Source organism: Ornithinimicrobium sp. INDO-MA30-4, from assembly GCF_021535045.1.
In the GTDB taxonomy this organism is placed as follows: domain Bacteria; phylum Actinomycetota; class Actinomycetes; order Actinomycetales; family Dermatophilaceae; genus Ornithinicoccus.
In genome coordinates, this window is record NZ_CP091056.1 from 1,889,593 (window position 1) to 1,906,517 (window position 16,925).

The 16,925-nt window shown below is 62.4% G+C and carries 25 protein-coding genes and 1 pseudogene; 13 read left to right on the forward strand and 13 right to left on the reverse strand.

Annotation, left to right across the window (positions count from 1 at the left end; all coding sequences use genetic code 11):
- Positions 1–140: 140 nt before the first annotated feature.
- Positions 141–1,411, reverse strand: a pseudogene (locus L0A91_RS11270) (Mur ligase family protein); the annotation flags it as partial.
- Between the two features lie 199 nt (positions 1,412–1,610).
- Between L0A91_RS11270 and L0A91_RS11275 the strand changes: the two are divergent.
- The 6 genes from L0A91_RS11275 (at position 1,611) to L0A91_RS11295 (ending at position 5,558) form a co-directional block, all read left to right on the forward strand.
- Positions 1,611–1,745, forward strand: a complete 135-nt coding sequence (locus tag L0A91_RS11275; protein ID WP_235244527.1) for an FAD-dependent oxidoreductase — start codon at positions 1,611–1,613, stop codon at positions 1,743–1,745.
- A 49-nt stretch (positions 1,746–1,794) separates the two neighbouring features.
- Entirely contained in the window at positions 1,795–2,907 is a 1,113-nt protein-coding gene (locus L0A91_RS11280; RefSeq protein ID WP_235244528.1) for an NAD(P)/FAD-dependent oxidoreductase, read from the forward strand.
- Positions 2,904–4,001, forward strand: a complete 1,098-nt coding sequence (locus tag L0A91_RS11285; RefSeq protein ID WP_235244529.1) for a DUF1365 domain-containing protein — start codon at positions 2,904–2,906, stop codon at positions 3,999–4,001. The genes L0A91_RS11280 and L0A91_RS11285 overlap by 4 nt, the downstream gene beginning before the upstream one ends.
- Before the next feature lie 47 nt (positions 4,002–4,048).
- A complete protein-coding gene (locus L0A91_RS19945) occupies positions 4,049–4,315 on the forward strand; it encodes a class I SAM-dependent methyltransferase (protein WP_397333875.1) in 267 nt (88 codons plus the stop codon).
- Positions 4,246–4,920, forward strand: a complete 675-nt coding sequence (locus tag L0A91_RS11290) for a class I SAM-dependent methyltransferase (protein WP_397333709.1) — start codon at positions 4,246–4,248, stop codon at positions 4,918–4,920. Before L0A91_RS19945 ends, L0A91_RS11290 begins: the two co-directional genes overlap by 70 nt.
- 68 nt (positions 4,921–4,988) lie before the next feature.
- Positions 4,989–5,558 carry an isochorismatase family protein gene (locus L0A91_RS11295; protein WP_235244530.1) on the forward strand — a complete coding sequence of 190 codons (570 nt, stop codon included), beginning with the start codon at positions 4,989–4,991 and terminating at the stop codon, positions 5,556–5,558.
- On the opposite strand, the gene L0A91_RS11300 is transcribed toward L0A91_RS11295, so the two are convergent.
- The 8 genes from L0A91_RS11300 to L0A91_RS11335 form a co-directional block, all read right to left on the reverse strand.
- Positions 5,533–6,153 carry a TetR/AcrR family transcriptional regulator gene (locus tag L0A91_RS11300; protein ID WP_235244531.1) on the reverse strand — a complete coding sequence of 207 codons (621 nt, stop codon included), beginning with the start codon at positions 6,151–6,153 and terminating at the stop codon, positions 5,533–5,535. The two genes, L0A91_RS11295 and L0A91_RS11300, sit on opposite strands and share 26 nt — an antisense overlap.
- A gap of 118 nt (positions 6,154–6,271) precedes the next feature.
- On the reverse strand, positions 6,272–7,315 hold the full coding sequence (gene mgrA, locus L0A91_RS11305; RefSeq protein WP_235244532.1) for an L-glyceraldehyde 3-phosphate reductase: 1,044 nt from the start codon (positions 7,313–7,315) through the stop codon (positions 6,272–6,274).
- Positions 7,316–7,390: 75 nt separating this feature from the next.
- Positions 7,391–8,122: an ATP-binding cassette domain-containing protein gene (locus L0A91_RS19070; protein WP_311197797.1), complete on the reverse strand. Its 732-nt coding sequence runs from the start codon at positions 8,120–8,122 to the stop codon at positions 7,391–7,393.
- A gap of 70 nt (positions 8,123–8,192) precedes the next feature.
- Positions 8,193–8,423, reverse strand: a complete 231-nt coding sequence (locus tag L0A91_RS17575; RefSeq protein WP_260115202.1) for an ATP-binding cassette domain-containing protein — start codon at positions 8,421–8,423, stop codon at positions 8,193–8,195.
- A 19-nt stretch (positions 8,424–8,442) separates the two neighbouring features.
- Positions 8,443–9,186 (reverse strand): ABC transporter permease, encoded by a 744-nt coding sequence (locus tag L0A91_RS11320; protein WP_235244533.1) that lies wholly within the window; start codon positions 9,184–9,186, stop codon positions 8,443–8,445.
- Between the two features lie 19 nt (positions 9,187–9,205).
- The gene (locus L0A91_RS11325) at positions 9,206–9,985 is read right to left on the reverse strand and encodes an ABC transporter permease (protein WP_235244534.1); all 780 of its coding nucleotides are present in this window, start codon (positions 9,983–9,985) and stop codon (positions 9,206–9,208) included.
- A gap of 47 nt (positions 9,986–10,032) precedes the next feature.
- Positions 10,033–10,431: a hypothetical protein gene (locus tag L0A91_RS11330; protein WP_311197798.1), complete on the reverse strand. Its 399-nt coding sequence runs from the start codon at positions 10,429–10,431 to the stop codon at positions 10,033–10,035.
- The gene (locus L0A91_RS11335; protein ID WP_235244537.1) at positions 10,428–11,276 is read right to left on the reverse strand and encodes an ABC transporter substrate-binding protein; all 849 of its coding nucleotides are present in this window, start codon (positions 11,274–11,276) and stop codon (positions 10,428–10,430) included. Before L0A91_RS11335 ends, L0A91_RS11330 begins: the two co-directional genes overlap by 4 nt.
- Before the next feature lie 29 nt (positions 11,277–11,305).
- Here L0A91_RS11335 and L0A91_RS11340 point away from each other — a divergent pair, with 29 nt between their 5' ends.
- A complete protein-coding gene (locus L0A91_RS11340; RefSeq protein WP_235244538.1) occupies positions 11,306–11,611 on the forward strand; it encodes a CDP-alcohol phosphatidyltransferase family protein in 306 nt (101 codons plus the stop codon).
- Positions 11,612–11,761: 150 nt separating this feature from the next.
- Positions 11,762–11,944, forward strand: a complete 183-nt coding sequence (locus L0A91_RS11345; protein ID WP_235244539.1) for a hypothetical protein — start codon at positions 11,762–11,764, stop codon at positions 11,942–11,944.
- Between the two features lie 35 nt (positions 11,945–11,979).
- Here L0A91_RS11345 and L0A91_RS11350 read toward each other — a convergent pair whose 3' ends face one another.
- From L0A91_RS11350 to L0A91_RS11360, 3 genes are all read right to left on the reverse strand, one after another.
- Positions 11,980–12,123 carry a hypothetical protein gene (locus L0A91_RS11350; RefSeq protein WP_235244540.1) on the reverse strand — a complete coding sequence of 48 codons (144 nt, stop codon included), beginning with the start codon at positions 12,121–12,123 and terminating at the stop codon, positions 11,980–11,982.
- Entirely contained in the window at positions 12,120–13,052 is a 933-nt protein-coding gene (locus L0A91_RS11355) for an FAD-dependent oxidoreductase (protein WP_311198164.1), read from the reverse strand. Before L0A91_RS11355 ends, L0A91_RS11350 begins: the two co-directional genes overlap by 4 nt.
- 130 nt (positions 13,053–13,182) lie before the next feature.
- Positions 13,183–13,398, reverse strand: coding sequence for an FAD-dependent oxidoreductase (locus tag L0A91_RS11360; protein WP_235244541.1), 216 nt, complete (start codon positions 13,396–13,398; stop codon positions 13,183–13,185).
- Between the two features lie 36 nt (positions 13,399–13,434).
- On the opposite strand from L0A91_RS11360, the gene L0A91_RS11365 reads away from it, so the two are divergent.
- The 5 genes from L0A91_RS11365 to L0A91_RS11385 all read left to right on the forward strand — a co-directional run bounded on the left by L0A91_RS11365 (position 13,435) and on the right by L0A91_RS11385 (position 16,538).
- On the forward strand, positions 13,435–14,532 hold the full coding sequence (locus tag L0A91_RS11365) for an NAD(P)/FAD-dependent oxidoreductase (protein ID WP_260115203.1): 1,098 nt from the start codon (positions 13,435–13,437) through the stop codon (positions 14,530–14,532).
- Between the two features lie 6 nt (positions 14,533–14,538).
- Positions 14,539–14,889 carry a TVP38/TMEM64 family protein gene (locus L0A91_RS11370; RefSeq protein WP_235244543.1) on the forward strand — a complete coding sequence of 117 codons (351 nt, stop codon included), beginning with the start codon at positions 14,539–14,541 and terminating at the stop codon, positions 14,887–14,889.
- Positions 14,886–15,155, forward strand: a complete 270-nt coding sequence (locus L0A91_RS11375; protein WP_397333710.1) for a TVP38/TMEM64 family protein — start codon at positions 14,886–14,888, stop codon at positions 15,153–15,155. Before L0A91_RS11370 ends, L0A91_RS11375 begins: the two co-directional genes overlap by 4 nt.
- Positions 15,130–16,038, forward strand: coding sequence for a threonine/serine dehydratase (locus L0A91_RS11380; RefSeq protein WP_235244545.1), 909 nt, complete (start codon positions 15,130–15,132; stop codon positions 16,036–16,038). Before L0A91_RS11375 ends, L0A91_RS11380 begins: the two co-directional genes overlap by 26 nt.
- Positions 16,039–16,154: 116 nt before the next feature.
- The gene (locus L0A91_RS11385; RefSeq protein ID WP_311197799.1) at positions 16,155–16,538 is read left to right on the forward strand and encodes a nucleoside deaminase; all 384 of its coding nucleotides are present in this window, start codon (positions 16,155–16,157) and stop codon (positions 16,536–16,538) included.
- Here the strand turns inward: L0A91_RS11385 and L0A91_RS11390 are convergent.
- The gene (locus L0A91_RS11390) at positions 16,515–16,910 is read right to left on the reverse strand and encodes an SdpI family protein (RefSeq protein ID WP_235244546.1); all 396 of its coding nucleotides are present in this window, start codon (positions 16,908–16,910) and stop codon (positions 16,515–16,517) included. The two genes, L0A91_RS11385 and L0A91_RS11390, sit on opposite strands and share 24 nt — an antisense overlap.
- Positions 16,911–16,925 lie beyond the last annotated feature (15 nt).

The following is a 16,925-nucleotide window of genomic DNA, read 5'->3' on the forward strand; positions in this document are numbered from 1 at the left end:
ACCATTTCCATTCGGCCAGCGACGCCGGGGAAGTTTGCTAAACCGGCAATCGAGTGATCGAGTTTGAGGCCCACCTGGTCAGCAGCGGCCAGGGCAGCTAGCGCGTTGGCCACGTTAAACCGACCGATCATCGGCAACACTGCTTGAGCTTTGCCAGCCGGTGAGGTGACCGTGAAGCGCAGGTCGTTGGGGCCTTCGACGATGTCGCTGGCCTGCCAGTCTGCCTCGCGCCCCTCAACGCTGTAGGTCACATAGTCGTCGCTCAACTCGACCAGGCGGTCAATCCACTCGTCGTCGGCATTCAGGACGGCCTTGTCGGCGCGCTGGACCAGCGCAGCCTTGGCGCTAAAGTAGCCCTCCATCGTCTTGTGGAAGTCGAGGTGTTCGCTAGTCAGGTTGGTCCAGACGGCGATGTCGTATTCGACCGCGCGGACCCGGTCCATCGACAGTGCGTGGCTGGAGGTCTCGACGACGGCGGCCTGGGCCCGCGCGTCAGCCATCTCGGCCAGGATGGCCTGCACTTGTGGCGCTTCGGGGTGGTGAAGTGCTGCGGAGGCTGACGCAGAATGCCGTCGGGCAACTCGTAACCAACCGTGCTCAGCAGGCCGGTCGCCAGTCCCCCGGCGCGCAAGACGTGGCGGGCGATCGCTGACGTCGTGGTCTTGCCGTCGGTGCCGGTAATCCCGACAATCTGCATGGCCCGACTGGGATAGCCCATCACCGCGGCTGCAGCGTCGGCGAGCGCTTCGCGAGCAACCGGCACCTGCACATACGGAACGGGGCAGGGCAGGTCTGGCGGTAGCCCCTCACCAATGACGGCGACCGCGCCACTCTCGACGGCCTTTTCGATAAAGGTGTGCCCGTCGAATCTGGCCCCCTTGATCGCGACAAAGGCCTCGCCGGGCTTCACCCAGTCAGCCTGATGCGTCACGCCGGTGACTTCGACACCGCTGGGGGTGTCGGGGTGCGCCGTGATGGTGGTGGCGCCGGGCAGTGCCGCAATCAGGTCAGCCAGGTTCATGGTCACTAACTCTAGGCTCAAGCGGGACATCGGCCACGCCATCGTGATTGATCGCCGCCTCAATGTCGGCCAAACCTTGACCACCAGGGCGAGTTCTTCGGGTGAATAGGCCTCGGCAGCCTGGCGAATCTGCTCGGCCATCGGCCCGAACATGACACGACCCGCGACACTCGCGGTGCGGGTCACCCGCAGATGGGTGCGCCGCCGATCATTCGGGTCAGGGTGGCGCTCGAGGTGGCCGGCCTTGACGAGTCGATCCACCAGGGCGGTCATTGCTGCTGCGGACATCAAGAGTGAGCGCGCCAACTTGCTCGGAGTCATCGATTCACCCCGCCCTTCCGCCAGTGAAATGACGTTCAGGGCAGCAAGATCAGTGCGGTGCACCTGCATGTGGTGGCCTACCGCTTCGGTGTAATCCTGAGACCGCAGCGACAATCTGCGGATGGCGTGCGCGACGTCAGAGCCGGTGACCCGTCCAGTTGGGCCCTCGGCTCCGAATACCCCGCGAGGTTGAGAAGTCAACTGCCTAGTAGCCTTTAGATTGTCGAAGGATTGTTATCCCCTACCGTACGACCGATATGGAGTTCTCGTGACCCAGCAGCCCAGCGTTGCCGTGATTGGTTCTGGCATTTCCGGCCTGACCGCAGCTTACGAACTTCGAGAAACCCACCGCGTGAGCGTGTATGAGGTGGAGTCCCGGTTGGGCGGGCACCCCCACGCATGACGTTGCGGACCCAGACGGGCGCAATTACCCAGTCGATTCCGGCTTCATCGTGCACAATGATCGAACATACCCCCTTCTGCGCCAACTCTTTAAAGAATTGAGCATCGAGGTTTTCCCCACCGAGATGAGCATGAGCATCTCGTGCCAGGGCTGCGGGCTGGAATTCGCTGGCGGACGTGGGCTCAAGGGCATTCTTGCCAACCCCAAGCAGCTCGCTGACAAGCGCTTCCGATCATTGTTGCTCTCGGTGCGCCGCTTCAACGCGGCCGCGAAAGAGTTTCTCGCCGCCGGCGACAGAGACGACCTCACTCCACTCGGTGATTGGTTGGCCGCGTCAGGCTTCGATGACTACTTCACCCAGCACTACGCGGTGCCCGTTGTTTCCTGCGTCTGGAGCTCCGGCAACGAGTTGGCGTTGCGCTACCCAGCGCGCTACCTGTTTCAGTTTCTCGACCACCACGGCCTGCTGAGCCTGACCGACAGCCCTCGGTGGTTCACCGTGGTTGGCGGCTCCAAAACGTATGTCGAGGCCATCGCCCAACGACTCACCGACATTCGCACCGGCGATCCGGTCGTGCAGGTGACCCGTGACATGGGCCCGAACGCAGACCAGGTCCTAGTCGTCACCGAGTCCGGCGCCGAGCAACTCGTTGACCAGGTCGTGATCGCGACCCACGCCGATGAGGCCCTGGCCATGCTTGATGACCCCACCACCGATGAAGTCGACGTGCTGGGCGCCTTTGGCTACTCGCCAAACCACACACTGCTGCATACCGATGAGGCGCTGTTGCCGAAGGCGGCCCAAGCACGAGCGTCGTGGAACTACTCCATGACCGGCTGCGCGGACGTCGCCGATGGCGCCCGGGTGACCTATTGGATGAACCGTCTCCAGGGGCACGCCTCCTCGCAGCAATACCTGGTCACGCTTAACGCGAGCGACCAGATTGACCCGTCCCAGGTCATCGCCGAGATGGACTACATGCATCCGGAGTACACGCCTGAGTCAGTGGCCGCCCAGCGCCGCCTTGAGTCACTCAACACGACGAGCACGTCGTATGCCGGTGCGTATCACGGGTGGGGATTCCATGAAGATGGTTGCCGGTCCGGGCACGCAGCAGCGCTCTGGACTAAATCGCGCACTCGCCTGGAGGCGCGTGCATGACGACGATCGACCTCCCTACCCTCCCAGCTCTCGTGTCTGGCACGGTGGCTCACCAGCGGCATGGACCGATCGATCACGGCCTCAAGCACGAGGTCTACCAGTGGCTCGTTGACCTCGATGACCTGCCAGAGTTTGGCGGCCCGTTGTCGAGCGTGTCCCAGTTTTCAGCCGAAGACCACCTGGGCGATCCCAGCAGGAGCATCAAAGCGAACGTCATTGAATTTGCCCGACTAAACGGCTTCGACCTGCCGCGCGATGTGCAGATCGTCATGCTCGCGAATGCGCGAGTGCTGGGCTACGTGTTTGACCCGCTGAGCGTGCACTGGTGCCTGGACCGGAGCACCGGCGAGATCTTGTGCGTCATCGCCGAGGTGCACAACACCTATGGCGAGCGGCATGCATACCTGTTGCAGCCCAACGACCGTGGCAGCGCAGTTACACATAAACAATTCTTTGTGTCACCCTTCTACGACGTTACTGGTCGATACCGACTGACCTTTCGGCTATCGCCAGACCGAGTAGCGGTCGCGATCACCTTGCATCGTGGCGGCGATGTACAGACCAAGCCTGACTTCACTGCCACGTTCACCGGGAGACCGAGGCGAGCAACCCGCGGCTCAGTGCTGCGCACCACCGTGCGCTACCCGCTAATGTCGCAGCGAGTCAGCGCATTAATTAAGGCTCACGGCATATATCTGTGGGCTAAGAAGTTGCCCTTAATAGAACGTCCACACCACGAGCCTCCGAAAGGGGTTGAGATGACGCAGTCCGACATCGCAGCCACTTCCTCTGCGTCTGACCAGCCGGTCATGCCACTTGCCCCCGCCACCCCGATCCGTGGCGCTATCGCCAAGCGGCTCTTTATCTCGGCGGCCGACAAGGTGCGAGCTCGAGTGCTGTGGCCCGATGGCAGCATCACTGGCGGCGGCGGCCCCGAGACTCCCGTTATGCAGTTGCTCAATACCGACCAGTTCTTCGCTCGGATTGCTCGCGACCTCAAAATTGGTTTTGGCGAGGCCTACATGGCAGGCGATTGGCGCGAAGCCCTGGGCACGACTTGGCCGACCTGCTGGAGCCTTGGGCCGCCAAGCTAGGCGAGCTAGTTCCTTCCGCCCTGCAGCCTTTGCGCGCCCTCACCGATTTGTCTGCCCCGCAAAACTCGCGCAACACCCGCGAAGGGTCCAAAAACAACATTGAGGCTCACTACGACCTTTCCAACGAGCTGTTCACTCGCTTCCTGGACCCCTCGATGACGTACTCTTCTGCGCTGTTTGACACCGACGAGCCTCCTTCAATGGGGACTTTGAGGCGGCTCAGCAGCGCAAGATCGATTCGATCATGGATATGGCGGGTGTCCGCGAAGGCAGTCGGGTGCTTGAGATCGGCTCGGGCTGGGGCTCTGCCCTGATGCGCGCCGCTCAGCGCGGCGCCCATGTGACCAGCGTGACGTTGTCGCATGAGCAGCGAGCCTTAGCCCAAGAGCGAGTCAACGCCGCGGGCCTGAGCGAGCGCGTGGACCTGCGCATCCAGGACTACCGCGATGTCACCGGCGAATTCGACGCCATCATCAGCATCGAAATGATTGAGGCGGTCGGCGAAGAGTTTTGGCCGACCTACTTTGCAGCCATCGACTCGCTTCTGGCACCTGGTGGCCGCGCAGCGATTCAGTCGATCATCATTGGCCACGAAGATTTGGTGGCCACGCGCAAGTCGCAGTCGTGGATCACGAAGTATGTCTTCCCCGGTGGCACATTGCCCTCGATCCGCGGAGTCAGCGACGTGCTGCGCGAGCACACAGCGCTGCACATCGGCCGTGACCTTAGCTTTGGCCGCCACTACGCCGCGACCTTGTTGCGCTGGCGCGAGACGTTCCTGGCCAACTGGGACGACATCGCCCAGCACGGCTTTGATGAGCGTTTCCGCCGCATGTGGGTCTTTTATTTGGCCTACTGCGAGGCGGGCTTCCGTGCCCAGCACATCAACGTGCACCAGTTGCAGTTGGTGCGCGACTAGGCATTGGTGCGCCACTAGGTATTGATGCGCATCAGGGGTCTGTCAGAGGTCGCCGCTAGCCTCGATCCATGAGCACCTTTGAGGATCGACCGCAGGCCGCACTACTGGTGATTGACGCCCAAAATGGGGTCTTGGCTCCTAGCGTTAATGCCGGGGCTGTCGTGGCAAAAATCGCCACTCTTGTTGGTGAGGCACGCGCTCAGAGCGTGCCAGTGATCTGGGTTCAGCACAGCGATGCCAGCCTTGTCCGCGATACCGACGACTGGCGCATCACTGCTGAGTTGATGCCGGGGGCCGATGAGCCGATCGTGCACAAGCAATACGGCGATGCGTTTGAGGCGACTGACTTGGCGGAGCAGTTGGCCCAGGCCAAGGCGGGTCGCTTGATCCTGGTGGGCGCGCAAACAGACGCGTGCATTCGCTCGACGCTGCATGGCGGTTTAGCCCGGGGCTATGACATCACGCTGGTTTCTGATGCCCACACGACGGAGGACATGCGCGAGTGGGGCGCACCGTTGAGCCCGGAGCAGTCGATCGCCTACACCAACATGTATTGGCAGTTCACGAATGCTCCGGGGCGCACGTGCTTGGTCACACCTGCTGCTGAGGTGTTTACGTCTGCTTCAGCAGCCGATTAAGGACGCTTTGCAGCCCTCCGTGCAGGTCTTGGGAGGTTTCACCACGAGCCAACTGATCTCGCACCAAGCCTGGGGACAGGCCAGCGAGCAGATAGTCAGCCCAATAGTCGGGGGTAGGTGCGATTTCTTCGCCCAACTCCTGGACCAGCACTAAGACGTGATGGCGCCAGGTGAGATACGGGTCGGCTGTTCGGCCCGCTGCCTTGTCGACTGCGATCCGCAGATCCAGGTCGACAATCGTGTGGTCGAGCAAAGCGTGCATGAAGGCCTCGATACGAGACTGCGGGCCGTAGCCAGCCGCGCCGTCTTCGCCGGGACCTAGTGGAGCAGGACCTTGCAGGAACTTCGTTTGAAACTTCTCTTCGGCTTCGCTGAGGACGGCCAAAAGCAGTCCTCGACGATCGCCGAAGCGTCGGTAAAGCGTTCCGACACCAACGCTTGCTTTATCAGCGACAGCCTGCATCGTGACGTGATCGATGCCTTCTTCAATGAGAGCGTTGGTAGCGGCCAAAATGGCAATCCGGTTGCGGGTAGCATCCGCACGTTCTCGGCGGGGTTTTGACAACAGGGACGCCGATTCTTCAGGGGTAATCATCGGGGCTCCTTGGAGAGGGTTATACGTTCTAGGTTAATCTCCGGAGCCAATTCCGGTTGCCAGCAGGCAGCCTCTCTCGGCCAGAAGCCTTTCGCCACAGCACATTTGACAACCAAATTTACTTATCTGAGCTTGTCTTCCACAAGTTTATTCCAGCCTCTACGGCATGCCCATCAATGGCCTCCAATTCGCTTTGGCTAAAGACCAAATTGTTGAGCGAACCAAGGCTGTTCTCCAGCTGCGCAGCGCTGCTCGCGCCGACCAAGACTGATGTCACTCGGTCATCGCGCAGGGCCCACGCAAGGGCCATTTGCGCCAGGCTTTGTCCGCGTGATTCTGCAATTGCGCTCAGTGCGCGGACATGGGCAAGTGAAGTTTGCGTCAGCAATGATGGGTCCAACGACTTTCCCTGGGCGGCCCGCGATCCCTCGGGAATGCCATTGAGGTATTTATTGGTCAGCATCCCCTGAGCCAGCGGCGAGAAGGCAATACAGCCGGTGCCGGTGTCGCCGAGCGCATCCAGCAAGTCTTCTTCAATCCAGCGGTTGAGCATGGAGTAGGAAGGCTGGTGAATCAGCAGCGGGGTGCCCATCTCGTTCAAGATCTGAACCGCTTCACGAGTGCGCTGTCCCGAATACGACGAGATGCCGACATAGAGCGCCTTGCCCGCGCGAACGGCGCTGTCCAGGGCGCCCATGGTTTCTTCGAGCGGTGTCTCGTCGTCGAAGCGGTGGCTGTAGAAGATATCGACGTAGTCCAGGCCCATCCGTTGCAGCGACTGGTCGAGTGACGCGGTGAGGTACTTCCGGCTTCCGCCGCCCTGGCCGTACGGGCCGGGCCACATGTCATACCCAGCCTTGGAGCTGATGATCATTTCGTCGCGGTAGCGCTTGAAGTCTTGAGCGAAGATGGTGCCAAAATTGCGCTCGGCAGAGCCGTACGGCGGTCCGTAGTTGTTGGCCAAATCGAAGTGCGTCACGCCGAGATCGAAGGCCGCCCGCAGCGTTGCCCGCTGGCTATCCAGGGAGAAGTCATCCCCGAAGTTATGCCACAAGCCCAGGGAGACCGCGGGCAACACCAGACCGCTTTTCCCCACCCTTCGGTAGTTCATCTCCTCGTAACGGGAGCGGTTGGCCTGGTAGTCATCGCTGTGCGCAGTCATGGCACCATCATGTCGGCCTCACCCCGAATGCGCACCTTTGCCTGGCCCCGAACTACTCGATGCGAGGGAACACGCTTAAACGTCGACGCACCAGGGTTGGCCAACGATGCTCGCCGTCACGTTTTGACCGACGAAGACGGTGTTGCCCAGCGACACCTCACCAGCCACCTCGAGTGCGTCGCCGACTGCTATCCGCGCGATCTGCCTGGACCCAGCCCAGGTCAAACTCCGTACGTGGCCAGCGATGGGACCTTCCGTGCCGTCTGTGCTGATCTGGACCTGCTCGCGACGGACCAGCATGGCTGATGGATTTACGCCTGCTCCAGAGTCGGCGCAGCGAATTTCCCAGGTGCCGAGCGCGCTGGTGTGGTGTGCTTCGGCGCGGGCCCCGATCACTTCGCTAAACCCACCCATGACCCTAGCTACTTGCACGCTCGCGGGTTCGGCGAACAAAACGGCCAGCGGGGCGTGTTGAGCGATCTTGGAGGCATGCAGCACAGCGACGTCGTCGGCCAACCCGGCCTCGGCCATGTCGTGGGTGACCATCACAATCGTCGGCTTCAGCTCGGCCCGGACTTGGCCTAAGAGAGTGTGCATGTCGTGACGCAACTCGGTGTCGAGCGCACTAAACGGCTCATCGAGCAGGAGCACCTGCGGCTTGGCAGCCAGGGCTCGCGCCAGGGCGACCCGTTGCTCTTGGCCACCCGACAGTTGCCGGGGACGGCGCCAGCCCATATCGGGCAATCGCACCATTTCCAAACACCGTTGGGCCTCTGCCCGGGCATGGCTGCGATTGACGCCAGCCACATCCGCCGCGAAGGCGACGTTGTCCAGGACGCTGAGGTGATCAAACAGGTGAGGTTTTGGAACATCATCGTCAAGCCACGCTTTTCCGGCGGCAGGTCATCCACACGACCCTATCGACATACACATGCCCTGCTTCGGGCCTGTTGAGGCCCGAAATCACCCGCAACAAGGTGCTTTTGCCCGATCCGGAGGCACCGACGATCGCTGTCATCGAGCCTTCGGAGACTTCAGGTGAGACGCCGTCGAGGGTGGCTTTCTCGGCTCCCGGATGGCTAAACCGCAATCCTTCGACACGCATCATCGGCGGACCAACCTGCCGATCAGCAAGGCGGCGACCAGGGCAAAGCGATAGCGACCGCGAGCGCCGAGGTCAGCGGCTCATTGCCGGTGCCTGATGCGCTTGCTGCCACCAAGATCGGAGCAGTCACCAGGCGCCCACCGCCAATGATGAGGGTGATCACATAGTCGCTCCAGCCCACGAGGAAGGCCATCGCAGCAGCAGCCCAAAGCGCCGGGGCGATAGCGGGCAAGGTGACCTTTCGGGTGGCTTGAGTGGCACTGGCACCCAGCATGCGGGCTTGATCTTCGATCTGACTATCGAGCCCAGCGTATGCCGAGCGCACGATATAGGTCGTGTAGGGGACCGCGAAAACAGCCAGCAGGACCACGACGGCAACCGGTTGTGGAATATGCAACCGCAAGAGCAGCACATCGAGGCCCATTGCTAGGGCAAACGGCGGCAACGCGATCGGCGCCAGGAGCAAAGCGGCCGACCAAGGGTGGCGTCCACCGATCTGCCAGCCGAGCGCGCGGCCAGCTAAGGCACCGATGGGCACCGCAATCGCGGCCACGATGAGCCCCAACGCAGCGGAGCGCACCAAGGCGGGCACCATGTGGTCCCCATAAGCCTCCCGCCAGCCAACCAAACCCCAGGTGGGGAGCAGGTCGCCAGTGGGCCATCGATCGGCGAGTGACCAGAGCACTATCGGCAACAGGGGCAAGACAAACCAGAACAACAAGAGAGCACCGCCACCCCATCGCCACAGCGGCGAAAACCTGCTCATCAAGGCACCCCATTAAGCTTCATCGGAGCACACCCACCCGGCGCAACGCGGCGATGCCGACACCAGCAATCGCCAGAGCGCTCAGGATCGCCATCAAAGCTGCCGCTGCTGCTTGTGGGCGGGCCGCCAGGTCAATGGACGTGAACAGTCGGTAGGCCAACACTGGCAACGCCTCGGGATATGACCGGCCCAGCAGCCAGATCACCTCGTAGGAGCCCAGCGTGTAGAGATAGATGATGATCGCTCCAGCCAGCGCGGACGGCGCCGCCATCGGCAGGGTTACCCTACGAAGACGCTGCCACGGGCCTGCCCCTAAGACAGCGGCAGCCTCCGACAACTCCGTCAGGCGAGAGCTCAAAGCTGCTGCAATGATGAAGGCAACAAAGGCCGATTCTTTCCAGGCGAACTCGATCACAATGGCCGTCGGAAAACTCCCAGCAACCAGGGCCGGCCAGTCGCTCGGGGCTACTCCCAACCACCGAGGGAGCACTCCTCCGCCGGAGAGCAGCAGACCAACTGAGGCGGCTCCGATCAGGTGCGGCACCGGGAGAATGACACTGGTCAGGGCGGCGAGCACAGCCCGGATCCGCGAGACGCTCACCAACGCCAGGCCAGCCGGGACACCGAAAATCAGGGCCAGAATGGTCGAGCTCGTGGCGATCACGAACGACTCCCGTAGGCCAAGCCAGAGGTCGCTCGACAGTGCGCCAAAAGCATCGGTGCTCAATCGCGGTTGACCCACCAGGGGCATGAGGCCAAAGGCGGTGAGCGCGATGGAGACGATCGAGATTGCCGACACGATGCCAACCACAAGGGCTGCCGGCGCGAGCAGTCGTCTCGATCCCATCACTCGACGAGCACGTTGGTGCGCCAACCCTCGTCAAGGGCGGGCACCCACTCTACCGACAACTCCGGGTCGGCCCCCTCGCTCAACTCTGCGTATGACGGCACCACCGGGGAATCTGGGATGGCATCGAAAAGCGCGGACCCTTCGTCATCCAAGAGGTCAGCGTCCAGCACAGTGAACTGACCCCAGACCCCTGGGTCTGCCTTGAGTGCTTGCTGCTCGGGCGACAGAGCAAGGTTGGCGACGACCTTGGCCCCGGCCTGTTGCCCCGAAGAGGAAGGCATCGCCAAGAAACTGGCATTGCCTACGGTGCCCTCATCAAGTTGCAGCACACGCGTGGTCTCGGGGAATGTGCCGTTCTCGACAAGTTGGGTCAACGTTGCCGGACCATAGGTCATCGTGAAGTCGACCTCGCCGTCGATGAACAATTGATCGAGGGCGACTGAGTCCCGTGGGTAGGTTTCGCCCTCGCGCCACAGGTCAGGTTCAACTTCTTGAAGCCGCTCGAATAGCGCTGGTGAGAGTTTGTCGTAGCTGTCCTGGTCAAACTCCAAGGAACCTCTTCGGCACCACCAGCGCTTGAATAGAGAGCCTGACGCAGGAAAACCGAGCCGGTGAAGTCCGGCGGCGCAGGGTAGGTGAAACGTCCGGGGTTTTCGCTCGCCCACTCCAGGATGCCCTCAAGGCTGGTCGGCGGGTTGGGCACTCGCTCCTCGTCATAGACAAAAGCGAACTGAGCCTTGTGCCATGGGGCCTCACAGCCATCGACAACATTGCCGAAGTCGTTAGTGAGCAACTCGTCGTCAGGGTCGGTGAAGGCCATGTTGGGCAGTTGATCGGTCCAACCGCATAGCCAGGCTCCGGCCTGTTGCCCTGCCGAGAAGTTGTCGCCGTTGACCCACACCAAATCAACATCGCCGTCCTCTGTCCCGGCTTGGCGCTCAGATAAAACCCGGGTCAACGCATCTTGTGTGGAGGCCACTGGGACCCGTCGCAGGGTCACGCCCTCCTGCGCTGCTGCGGGGATCAGGACGTCGTCAACGTAGGCATTGCCCTGAGGGTCTCCACCCCACATCCACAGAGAAACCTCTTGCCCCTTCGCCTGCTCAACCACGTCTTCCCACGGTTGGTCAGCCAAATCGTCCTGAACAGCTTCGTTGGCAGGGGCTGAACAAGCGACCACAATAAGTGATGCGGCCATGGCTAAGCCAAGGCCTGCCGCGCTGCGGCGCAAAGAGGTCATGACACCAGTTAATCGTGTAATGCTGCACCATGCTTGATCACAGCGTGCGCCAAGTCCTCGATCCCGTCATGAAGGCTTCGGCCAAGGCGCTCGACCGACCGTGGATCAGCCCCGATCGGCTCTCGGTGGCGGGCCTAGTTATCGGGCTTGCGAGCGCCGGGTCGGCGGCCCTGCAGTGGTGGGGTTTGGCGCTGGTTTTGTGGCTGCTGAACCGACTCGTCGATGGTCTAGATGGACCGTTAGCCAGGCGGCGCAAAGCAGGTGGCACAACGGCGGGCGGGCGCAGCCACAACTCCGAGGCTGGCGGATTCCTGACATCTCTGCCGACTTCGTAGTTTACGGCGCTGCCGTTGTAGGAGTCGGGTATGGCGTGGTTGCCGGCTATGACTCGTCCTGGCTGCCGTTTGTGCTGGTGCTCTTTGCCTATTACATCAACGGTGCAGTGTTTTTGGTTTTCCTCCATCGCCGAACGCACTGGTCGGACGATGGAGGATGGCCGCTCTTTGAGTTTCTTGGGTGGTCTAGCTGAGGGCACAGAAACCGTTATAGCCCACTCGCTTTGGCTGATCTTCCCGGCGTATGCGGCGGGGATTGCCTGGGCCTGGGCAGCCGTGGTGGCCATTAGCGCTACCCAACGAATCATCGCGGGCTATCGCAGTTTGCTCTAGCGATTAACTCGATCTCCGCCGCGGTTTACCCCACCTCAGTCGCGGTTAACCCAGCGTCGGCGCAGATCTGTGACGATGTTCGTTGCCTTCTTCACGATCGGCTTGTCCAGCGTCTTACGCGCATCAGCAACAGCGGCATTCCATGGCGCGTCGTTGTACGTCGGATACGGGTGGATCACCCGGCCAGGTCGCGAGTCTTAAGCCCCTTGGCCACGGCCAGCGTAATTTCTCCGAGACTTTCGCCTGCTCGCGGGCCGACGATTGTGGCGCCAACGATCTTGCCCGAGGAGTCCATTGCCAATCGGGCGAAGCCATCGGGCTGACCCTCAGCCGTGGCGCGGTCAGTGTGGCTGTGCTGCACGGTGCTGATCTGGATGCCGTCTGGAGCAGGGTTGGTCGCTACCCCGACGGCAGCAACCTCGGGATGAGTGAAGGTGACTCGCGGGATGGCCGAAGTGTCAACCTTGCGCGGCAAACCCAGGATGGCGTTGCTGGCCGCCAGGCTGCCGTGGCTGCTTGCGGTGTGGGTGAACTGGGGGTAGCCGCTGAGGTCGCCCGCCGCCCAGACCTTGGGGTTGGACTTGCTGCGTAGGTGCTCGTCAACATCGAAGAACCCGCCCTTGACGATCTCAACGCCCAACTTGTCCAGGCCAAAGCCCGTTGTGCGCGGGGAGCGCCCGACAGCGACGAGGAGGGTGCCAAACGGCACGCGCGCGCCACCTTCGAGCACTAGCTCGCGCCCTTCGACAGCGGACACATTCTGACCCGTCATCAGCGTGACGCCGTCGGCCTCGAGCGCAGCAGCGACGAGGGCTCCAGCGTCCTCATCTTCACGCGGCATGATCCGGGGCGCGCCTTCGACGATCGTGACCTTGGCACCTAGCCGGGCAAAGGCCTGGCCCAACTCGGAACCAATGCTGCCGCCGCCCAAGATGACCAGGTCATCCGGTAACTCGGTCAGGTCCCAGAGGGTTTCGCTGGTCAAGTAGTCGGCTTCGGCCAGGCCAGGAATCGGCGGCATGGCTGGCGTGGCCCCCATCGCCAGCAGCGCCTGGCTGAAGGTGATGGTTTCGCCGTTGACCTCGAGCGTGGTCGGCGAGGTAAAGATCGCCTCCCCTGGATGACGTTCACTCCCGCGTCTTCGGTCGCTTCAAAAGAGTCGACCGGGGCGATGTGGGCGATGGACTCGTGCACGTGACTCATCACAGCCGGGAAGTCGACCCTGACGTCGCTTGTCGTCACGCCAAACGCGGCCGAGTCGCGAGCAGTGGCCGCCGCAGCGCCAGCAGCGAGGAGAGCTTGGAGGGTACGCACCCGGTCCACAGGCAGTCACCGCCAGGGTTTTCCCGTTCAATCATCAGTACGCGCGCGCCCAGACTCGCGGCAGTCTTTGCTCCGACGAGTCCGGCTGTGCCGCCACCAACGACGACGAGGTCCCAGGGCTGGTTATCCATGCGCTTAGTGTCGCAGCATGTCTGCTGTTCAGCCTGATGACCCAACGCCCCAACGCCTTGTCTTGGTCGGCGCGGGGCACACACCTCCACCTCTTGCGGCACGCCGATGACCTTCGGGCAGCTGGATTTTTAATCAAGCTCGTGGCTCCCACCTCCTTCCGCTACAGCGGAGTTGCAGTTTCCACCTCGACCGGGGCCCTGCCTGAAAACTATGGCCTGATCGATGTCAGCGCCTTGGCCAGAAACCACGCTGTGGATCACATCGCCGAGCGCATGGTGGATGTGGATAGAGATGCCCGGGTCGTCATCACGGCGGAGAGCCAACGGATCCCCTACGACATCCTGTCGCTTAACCTCGGGAGCCAAGCCAGCAGCGAGAGCATCGACGTCGCGCCAGAGGTGACGCGGATCAAGCCGCTCGATGAGTTAGCCACACTCACCAACCGCCTCGACCGGGCACGCATGATCACCATCGTTGGCGGCGGCCCGACCGCCATGGAATTGGCTGGCAACCTCAGCGCGAGCACCGGGCGCACGGTTCGGGTGGTCGAAGCGGGGCCCAGGTTGGCCTCAGCGTTGCCACCCAAGGCCAGCGCCGCCATTGCCAAACTGCTGGCCAAACGAGGCGTAGAGGTCATCCTCAACTCTCACGTCGCCGCCTTAGACGCGGATCAGGTCACAACCACTGATGGGTCGACTTACCTCCATGATCTGGCTGTTCTCGCCACCGGCCTCACCGCGTCCCCCGCACCAGCAGGTCTTGGCGGACCTCACGGCATACCGGTGCGGGGGACGTTGCAGCACCGCGATGACGATGACATTTATGCGTGCGGTGACGTTGCCGACTTCCTGCCTGGCGCGCTGCCCAAGCTTGGTGTCTATGGGGTGAGGCAGGGGCCAGTTTTGTTGCGCAACTTAGTTGCCCGGGCAGTGGGCGAGCCGCACGAACCCTTTGAGCCACAGCGTTCCGCGCTGCAAGTTATCGATTTGGGTGCGACTCTAGGTTTAGCGGTGCGCGGCCGGTGGTGGTGGCTTGGCCGTGCACCGCTGCACCTCAAACGCAGGATTGACGCCCGGTGGCTGGCCCGGGTGGAGAGTAGAGGCGTGCCGTCAGACCCTCGCTCTACCCAGTGACTCAAGGTGATTCTGCTGCTCGTGATCTTCGGGGGCCTCTGGTGGGCGGTCGAAGCATTCGGCCTAGGTAGCGGCGAAATCCAAGAGCACGTGGACGACTCAGGGGCATGGGGTCCGCTGGTGTTCTTTGGCCTGTATTCGACGCTCGCCCTGTTGCCCGTCCCCAAAGCCGTGCTCAGCATCTTGGGCGGCACTCTGTTTGGCATGGTCGGCGGGCTGCTCTTGTCATGGGGCGCCGCCATGGTGGGGGCATGCGCTTCGTTCTATCTGGCTCGCAGCCTGGGTGCCGAGGCCGTCGAAAACTCAGTGCTGGCCGGCTCGATAAAGCCCTCAAGGTGCTCGAAGGCAATGGGATGACGGCCATCCTGACACTCCGGCTGATCCCGATCGTGCCGTTCACCGCGATAAACTACGGCGCTGGCCTGTCCAGTGTCCGCTTCCGCGACTACTTCTTTGGCAGCGCGCTCGGCATGATCCCCGGCAGCATCGCCTACGTCGCGGTCGGCGCCTACGCCTCGACCAACCTATGGATTGTCGGCGGTGCAACAACCGCACTGGTGTTGATGGTTGTCGGTGGCGCGTTCTATGGTCGCCGGTATGCCCGCAAACTTCCCAACCCGTGAGCAGATCACCGCTGCCCATTCGCTGATCGAGGGCTACATTCGCCGCACTCCGGTCATCAACGTGACCCTGCCTAGCGGGCAAGGCGTGACCCTCAAACTGGAGTTGCTACAGCACACGAGCTCATTCAAGCCTCGTGGAGCGTTCTTCAATGCCCTGAGCGCCAGCGAGCGCCCAACCAGTCTGGTGGCGGCATCTGGGGGCAATCATGGTTTGGCTGTGGCGTACGTAGGGCAGGAGCTGGGCATACCCGCGCGAATATTCGTCCCGACGACTGCTCCGGCCGTCAAGGTTGAGCGCCTCGGCCGACTCGGGGCGCAGGTCAATCAAATCGGGACCCGGTATGCGGAGGCACTGGAAGCCAGCAAGGCTGCGGCTGGGGAGGCCGGCGCGTTGGCCATCCACGCCTACGACACGATGGCCACTGTCACCGGCCAAGGCAGCACCGGCCTCGAGATCGAAGAGCAAACGCGGCCTGGCACGGTCTTGGTGGCAGTTGGCGGCGGTGGACTGATCGGTGGAGTGTCCTCGTGGTTTGTCGGTCAACGCAAGATCGTTGCCGTTGAGCCGCACGGGTGTCCCACGATGCACACTGCGCTGGCCGCAGGGTGGCCCGTGCCGGTCAACCCAAGCGGCCTCGCGGCTGACTCGCTTGGTGCCAGCGTCATCGGCGAAGTGGGCTTTGCCGCGGCTCAGGCCGCTGAGGTTATCTCGGTGCTCATTGAGGAAGACGCCATTCGGGCCGCCCAAACCTGGCTCTGGGATGAGGTCCGGATCGCTGCTGAGCCTGGTGGAGCAGTCGCGTTGGCTGCCTTGATGAGTGGTGCATACCGGCCTGCAGAGGGTGAAGAGATCACCGTCATCGTGTGCGGCGGCAACGGCTGATCGAGCCCAAGGCATACTCACTGCATGGCATTCACCGAGACAGACCGACAGCACCTGCGGCGCTGCGTTGACCTTGCGGCTGAGGCAGTCGCGGATGGCGACGAACCCCTGGCTCGGTGCTCGTCGACAAGGATGGCCTCGTGCTCTTTGAAGACCGAAACCGGGTCAAAGACGGCGACCACACGCGGCATCCTGAGTTGGCGATTGCCCAGTGGGCGGGGGCGAATATGGCTCCCGCTGACCGCGCTGAGGCAACGGTCTACACCTCAGGCGAGCATTGCCCGATGTGCGCAGCCGCCCATGGGTGGGTCGGGCTGGGCCGCATTGTTTTTGCGTCATCCACGCCTCAATTGACCCAGTGGCTCAGCGATCTTGGCTTGCCAGCCGGGCGCGTCGCACCTCTGCCAATCAGCGTGGTTGCCCCCGGCGTGCCAACAGAAGGACCGGTGGCGGAGTTCGCCGACGAAATCCGGGCCCTACACGTGCTCGCTCACCGCTGAAGCGGCCCGGTTGCCTAAGAAGCCGCCGATGAGCAGCAAGATGCCGGAGACAACAAAGGCGACCGAGGCGATGACCCCAGCCGCGTATTCAGCCCGGTCTGCGGCCACCAGATAGAGCATCCCGGTCGTCGCTGCGCCGACAAGGGCCTGCACGGCACCTGCCAGCAACCACGGGGCAGCCGTGCGATGCATCGCCTGCCAACAAGCTTCGCAGTGCTTGGAGGCCTTGGTGCGCAGACCAGCAAATCCATTGCGTGGCAGCGTGTTCTGCAGCGCCTTGTGCCGGATGACCAGCATCAACGCGCCGATAGCCACCAATGCGAGGTCAGGGTGCGGACGAGATCCCACGTCATACGAGGTTGTGCCTTTCAATCGCCAACGTTGTCT

Coding starts and splice junctions, on each gene's coding strand:
- L0A91_RS11285 (WP_235244529.1), top strand. CDS start 2,904: ATGACGACGATCGACCTCCCTACCCTCCCAGCTCTCGTGTCTGGCACG.
- L0A91_RS11290 (WP_397333709.1), top strand. CDS start 4,246: ATGGATATGGCGGGTGTCCGCGAAGGCAGTCGGGTGCTTGAGATCGGC.
- L0A91_RS11295 (WP_235244530.1), top strand. CDS start 4,989: ATGAGCACCTTTGAGGATCGACCGCAGGCCGCACTACTGGTGATTGAC.
- L0A91_RS11300 (WP_235244531.1), bottom strand. CDS start 6,153: ATGATTACCCCTGAAGAATCGGCGTCCCTGTTGTCAAAACCCCGCCGA.
- mgrA (WP_235244532.1), bottom strand. CDS start 7,315: ATGACTGCGCACAGCGATGACTACCAGGCCAACCGCTCCCGTTACGAG.
- L0A91_RS17575 (WP_260115202.1), bottom strand. CDS start 8,423: ATGATGCGTGTCGAAGGATTGCGGTTTAGCCATCCGGGAGCCGAGAAA.
- L0A91_RS11320 (WP_235244533.1), bottom strand. CDS start 9,186: ATGAGCAGGTTTTCGCCGCTGTGGCGATGGGGTGGCGGTGCTCTCTTG.
- L0A91_RS11330 (WP_311197798.1), bottom strand. CDS start 10,431: ATGACCTATGGTCCGGCAACGTTGACCCAACTTGTCGAGAACGGCACA.
- L0A91_RS11335 (WP_235244537.1), bottom strand. CDS start 11,276: ATGACCTCTTTGCGCCGCAGCGCGGCAGGCCTTGGCTTAGCCATGGCC.
- L0A91_RS11340 (WP_235244538.1), top strand. CDS start 11,306: ATGCTTGATCACAGCGTGCGCCAAGTCCTCGATCCCGTCATGAAGGCT.
- L0A91_RS11345 (WP_235244539.1), top strand. CDS start 11,762: ATGGAGGATGGCCGCTCTTTGAGTTTCTTGGGTGGTCTAGCTGAGGGC.
- L0A91_RS11360 (WP_235244541.1), bottom strand. CDS start 13,398: ATGGATAACCAGCCCTGGGACCTCGTCGTCGTTGGTGGCGGCACAGCC.
- L0A91_RS11365 (WP_260115203.1), top strand. CDS start 13,435: ATGACCCAACGCCCCAACGCCTTGTCTTGGTCGGCGCGGGGCACACAC.
- L0A91_RS11375 (WP_397333710.1), top strand. CDS start 14,886: ATGACGGCCATCCTGACACTCCGGCTGATCCCGATCGTGCCGTTCACC.
- L0A91_RS11380 (WP_235244545.1), top strand. CDS start 15,130: ATGCCCGCAAACTTCCCAACCCGTGAGCAGATCACCGCTGCCCATTCG.